The sequence below is a fragment of the Streptomyces sp. NPDC002206 genome (assembly GCF_053593595.1).
Genome location: NZ_JBSFCW010000083.1, coordinates 1 through 4,979, shown reverse-complemented (window position 1 = coordinate 4,979; position 4,979 = coordinate 1). Strand labels below are relative to the sequence as shown.

At 69.6% G+C, this 4,979-nt stretch carries 3 protein-coding genes; 1 reads left to right on the top strand and 2 read right to left on the bottom strand.

The window, feature by feature from the left end:
- Positions 1-633 precede the first annotated feature (633 nt).
- Both ACWCP8_RS41065 and ACWCP8_RS41060 read right to left on the bottom strand, forming a co-directional pair.
- Positions 634-873 (bottom strand): hypothetical protein, encoded by a 240-nt coding sequence (locus ACWCP8_RS41065; RefSeq protein ID WP_352271946.1) that lies wholly within the window; start codon positions 871-873, stop codon positions 634-636.
- A gap of 106 nt (positions 874-979) precedes the next feature.
- Positions 980-1,150 (bottom strand): hypothetical protein, encoded by a 171-nt coding sequence (locus tag ACWCP8_RS41060; RefSeq protein ID WP_352271948.1) that lies wholly within the window; start codon positions 1,148-1,150, stop codon positions 980-982.
- A gap of 342 nt (positions 1,151-1,492) precedes the next feature.
- Here ACWCP8_RS41060 and ACWCP8_RS41055 point away from each other — a divergent pair, with 342 nt between their 5' ends.
- Positions 1,493-4,597 carry a transcriptional regulator gene (locus ACWCP8_RS41055; RefSeq protein WP_451121652.1) on the top strand — a complete coding sequence of 1,035 codons (3,105 nt, stop codon included), beginning with the start codon at positions 1,493-1,495 and terminating at the stop codon, positions 4,595-4,597.
- Positions 4,598-4,979 lie beyond the last annotated feature (382 nt).

Sequence of the window (4,979 nt, the reverse complement as noted above, 5' to 3'; positions counted from 1 at the left end):
CCCCCATCCGCACAACAGCCGTTCGAACACGTCAACGGCCGACGGCGAGCACATCCAACTCGCCATCGGCCACTACCTGCGGATTCGGGTCAGAGCTGTACTTACCTCAGCTAAGCAACCAGAACCAGCCGGCCCCACCGGGCGCGCCCAGCAGCGCAGAGCAGAGCACGCGAAGACACAGAACCGCCCGGTCGGCTGGCGAAGGTCGCCGGGCGGCTCCAGCTACCACACTGCCCCGGCACCGCACCCCTGAGGCATGTGACACGGCCGGTGACGGCAGACGAACCAACCCACGCTCAGATGCCGGTGCCGGGGCCGGCCCGGCACCACACGATCGGCAAGTACTTCACAGCCGAGCAACCACTCGTAGACCCACTGCCGGACAAGCCGTTCGACACCGGCCGGCTCTTCACCCTGCAAGACATCAAGCTCGCAGGCCTCGCTCAGACAAGCCTTGCAACCGCACCAGCCAGAACGCCGCTTGACGCCGCAGCAGGCGTCGGTGCCGTAGGGCGAGGACAACCTGCCTGGCCGGAAGACATGCCCCCCGCCAGCACCAGCCGAAACCTCCTGGGTACCACCCCGCCGCACACCGGCGGAGCTGCGTCAGTTACTTCCTCGATCAGGAGATGGTCAGGAGGAGGCGTCGCCCTCGGACTCCGGGTGCAGCACCGCCTTCCTCGCGGCCATCTCCAGTGCGTACCGGCCCTGTTCGGTCGCCTCGGCCTCGGCGGTCACGGCAGCCTGGAACGCTTCTGCCGCCTTGCGCCATGGCACCGAGCTCTCTTCGGTGTACGGCTCACTCAGAGCCTGCTCCTGCGCGGACAGAGAGGCACGCGCCAGTTCGATCAGTTCGTCACTCGGTTTCACCACCGCGGGACCGTGAACGACGGCACTGACAACCGACCGCAGCCGCGCAGCTCACACCGCCTCGACGACATCCGCCCGGACCGCGGCCGCCCACTCCACCAGCAGCCGCTCAGCGTTTGCCGCGGATGGCTCGGACGACCTCGGCGACGCCGGACAGGACGGCGGCCCGGTGCTCCGACTGAGTGCCGCTCAGCGCGAATCGGGCTACCAGGACCGCCGCGACCGCCACAATGATGACGACGGCCACGATTCCGATCAACCAGGCGAGTTCGAGGTTCATCAGTGGGCTCCTGCCTCTCCTCCCGCTCCGCAGCGGTGTTCGAACAGAAGACAACGGGCGAGGGCAGGAGCGTCACCGATCCCGGACACACCGGACACTCCGGTAACGGACTTCCAGGTCACCGCCGGTGTCCGGCATCCCGTACCGGACACCGCCTCGGTCACACGCCGGAAATCGGGAAGGAGAACAGGAACAGTGGGGGACATCGAGCACCCGGGCCGAGCGGCACTGTCCGCAGCACTGAAGGAACTGGAAAAGGCAGCGGGATGCGAGCCGCGCTCGCGGACACGCCCTCGCTCGCGAGCCATCGGGCGCGCTAACGAGGAACGTCTCAGCCGGCGTTTGACGCTGCTGCAGTCCAAGACGGTCAGTGACTGGTTCCGTCTCGGCCGCGCTGCCGATGACTTCGAGCAGCTGTGGAGCCTGATCACCGTGCTCGTCCACTGGACACGATCTGTGCCCGGCCCGCCGTTTCCCGCCGAGCGGGCTCGCCGCTCTTTCTGGGCGGACCTCTGGGAGCAGGCGCGCGCGACTGCGACACCTGACTCCGGACGCGAGACGACGACGTTGTCCCAGCCGACGCGGCTGGGGCGACCGATCGCCGATTGGGACCCGCTCGATCTGGAGGTCCACCCGGCTGTCCTCATGCCGGCCGGACGGCAAGTCGCAGAGGCCGGTGGTAACGGGTCCGGTGCCCGGGGGACGACCAACGCGCTGCCTGCCTACGTCCGGCGCGCCCACGACGACGCCCTGGCGGCCCTCGTGGAAGCCGCCATCGGGGGCCGTAGCCAGATGGCAGTGCTGGTCGGGGGTTCGTCGACGGGCAAGACCCGCGCCTGTTGGGAAGCGATCCAGCCCCTGGCACAGAGGGGGTGGACCCTCTGGCATCCTTTCGAGCCCACACGTGCCGACGCCGCGGCAGCCGACCTGAAACACGTCGGTCCGCGCACAGTCGTATGGCTTAACGAGGCCCAGCACTACCTCGACCCCGACGGCGGCGGCGAGCCGATCGGCGCCGCGCTGCACGGTCTGCTCACCGATACAGGGCGCGGGCCGGTGCTCATCCTAGGCACCTTGTGGCCGGAGTACGCGAGCGCGTACTGCGCCCTTCCCGACCGGCGGGCGACGGGCGGGGACCCGTACGCACGTGTACGGGAGTTGCTGGCCGGGCGGCGAATCGCCCTGCCCGACCGCTTCGACCCGGCAGCCCGCACTGCCGCGCAAGTCCTCGCAACCGCGGGAGACGGATACCTCGCGCTGGCGTTGGAACGTACGAGTGATGGGCGCGTAACTCAATTCCTGGCCGGGGCACCCGAGCTGATGCACCGCTATGAAGCGGGCACCCTGCCCGCGCGCGCCCTGCTCCACGCTGCCATGGACGCCGCCCGGCTGGGTGCCGGGGTCCATCTGCCCAGGCAGTTCCTGGAACACGCCACAACGGGATACCTCACGGACGACGAATACGACGCCCTGGACAACGACTGGCTCGAGCAGGCATTCGCCGAGACCGGCAACCCCGTCCACGGGGACCTCGCGCCCTTGAGGCGCGTTCGAGCGCGTGCCGCCCACCCCGCCCCGGGCGGCGTGCCCAGCGCGACCGTTCCCGCAGTCCCTTCGTATCGTCTGGCGGACTACCTCGACCAGCACGGGCGCCACCGGCGCCGCACGGTGTGTCCTCCGGCCTCATTCTGGGAGGCAGCGCACGACCATCTGGCACAACCCGATCCGGACGTCCTCTTGCCGCTTGCCCGCGCAGCCGAGGGCCGCCACCGGTTGTTCTGGGCTCAGCGCCTCCGGGTGCGGGCGGCCGACTCCGGCAGCATGGCCGCACTGCGCCTTTTCGCCGACAGGCGAGAGCAGGCTGGCGATGCGGCGGGCGCGGAGGACATCCTCAGCCGTCTCGCCCGAGCCGGTGACGTGGGAGCTCTCGTCCGCCTTGCCGCGCTGAGAGAGCAGGCCGACGACGGCGAGGCCGCCGACGCCTACTACCAGCAGGCCGCCAGGGCTGGTAACACCATGACGGCACTGCGCCGCGCCGAGGAGCGCAGAAGGAGCGGCGATCGCGAGGGCGCCGAACGGCTCTACCGTCGCCTTGCCGAGACCGGCGATGAGCAGGCCCTGGCCCATCTCGTCGATGCGCACATGGAGGCGGGGGACCACGCTGGGGCCGAGACTCTTCTACGGGAGGCCGCCGCGGGAGGCAGCACCGCCGCCCTGATCAGCCTCGGAAGACTGCGGTGGGAGCAGGCCGGGGACAGCGAGGCGGCCGAGGCGCTCTACCTCCAGGCGGAGCTGGCCGGTGACTTCGACGCCTGGGTCCCCCGGGTCGAACTCCTGGAATCGCGCGGGGAGCATGAGGAGTCGGAGAGCCTGGCCCGCCTGGGCGAAGAGATCGACAGCCCCGAAGCGCTGCTCCGGCTCGTCGAACTCCGGTTTGCCGCAGGGGATGTGGAGGGAGCCGAACGTCTCGCGACCGGATCCGCCGCTGCCGCGGTCTGGAGCCGCCTCGCCGGCCTGCTGCTCGCGGAAGGCGACGTGGCAGGGGCCGAAAGCCGTGCCTTGCGCGCCGACGACGCGAAGATGCTGGCCGAACTCTCCGTCCAGTGGGAAGAGGATGGAGACCACGAGAGGGCCGCCTCGCTCGCAGTCCAGGCGGCTGAGAGAGGGGACAGCCAGCGCCTGCACGAGCTCGCCCTGCACCGGGACACGCAAGGGGAGCCCGCGCAAGCCGTACAACTTGCTGCGCAAGCCGCCCGGTGCGGCCGACCCCGCGTCCTGTTCCAACTCGCCCTGCGACGACAGACAGCAGGTGACCAGCACGAGGCCGACCGTCTCTTCGAGCTGGCCGCCGCCAACGGTGACACCGATGCGCTGATCAAGCTCGCCGCCCTCATGGTGCAACGGGGGGACACGGAAGAGGCTGAACGCTTCGCTCTCCGGGCCGCCGGGAAGGGCAATACCCGCGCCTTGTATCAACTCGCCCTGAACGCCGAAAAGTCCGGGAAACAGCAGGAGGCCGACCGCCTGGCCCGCCTCGTCGGGGAAACCGGGGACACCTACGGCCTGGTCGGCCTGGCTGTGCTGCGAGAGAAGGCAGGAGACCGGGTCGGCGCCGAACCGCTCTACCGTGAGGCCGCGGCAGCAGGCAGCCAGCGTGCGCATAAGCGGCTCGCCCAGCTCCTGGAAAGAGCCGGGGAAAGCAGCGCGGCCGAGGCCCTCGCCGCACAAGCCGCCGATCACGGCGCCCTCGCCGAAATCGCCGTATATCGTGCGCGGCACGACGACCGTGCGGGAGCGGAGCTTCTTGCTCTCCGAGCCGTGGACGCGGGAGATACGCAGGTCCTGTACGCCCTCAGGCGGCTGTACGAGGAGGACGGCTCGGGCGGACTCGATGGCCTGTGGCGCTATGGCCTGGATCCTGACGGCACGCCGTCCGCGCCCTGGTGAGAAGCTGGCGGGCCGGCCGGCCTGCTCGCCGGCGTACATCAGGACATGCAGGACGTTGCAGGCGGCACACTCGTCGTCCAGGGCCGGCGGGTCGACGCCATGATCAGGTAAGTGATTCCCCTGTCGCCTCCGAGGAAGGCGTGGTGACCGAGTGCGGCCAACTCGACGCGCAGCAGGCCGCCCTCGGCAACCGGGCGGCAACTCGCTTCATCTTGAGCCCTCCGTCTCTGGATTTTCAGGAAATAGGTGCGGGCGGCTCGCACGGCGCCGCGGCAAGGAACTCCCCGGGGTGCCGATTAATCATCCGACCTGCTCAGGCGGCATGTTGGTACTCATGCAGGGTTCCGCCGAGCCGGTCTCGTCGGTGGACCTCCAGATGCAC

Coding starts and splice junctions, on each gene's coding strand:
- ACWCP8_RS41060 (WP_352271948.1), bottom strand. CDS start 1,150: ATGAACCTCGAACTCGCCTGGTTGATCGGAATCGTGGCCGTCGTCATC.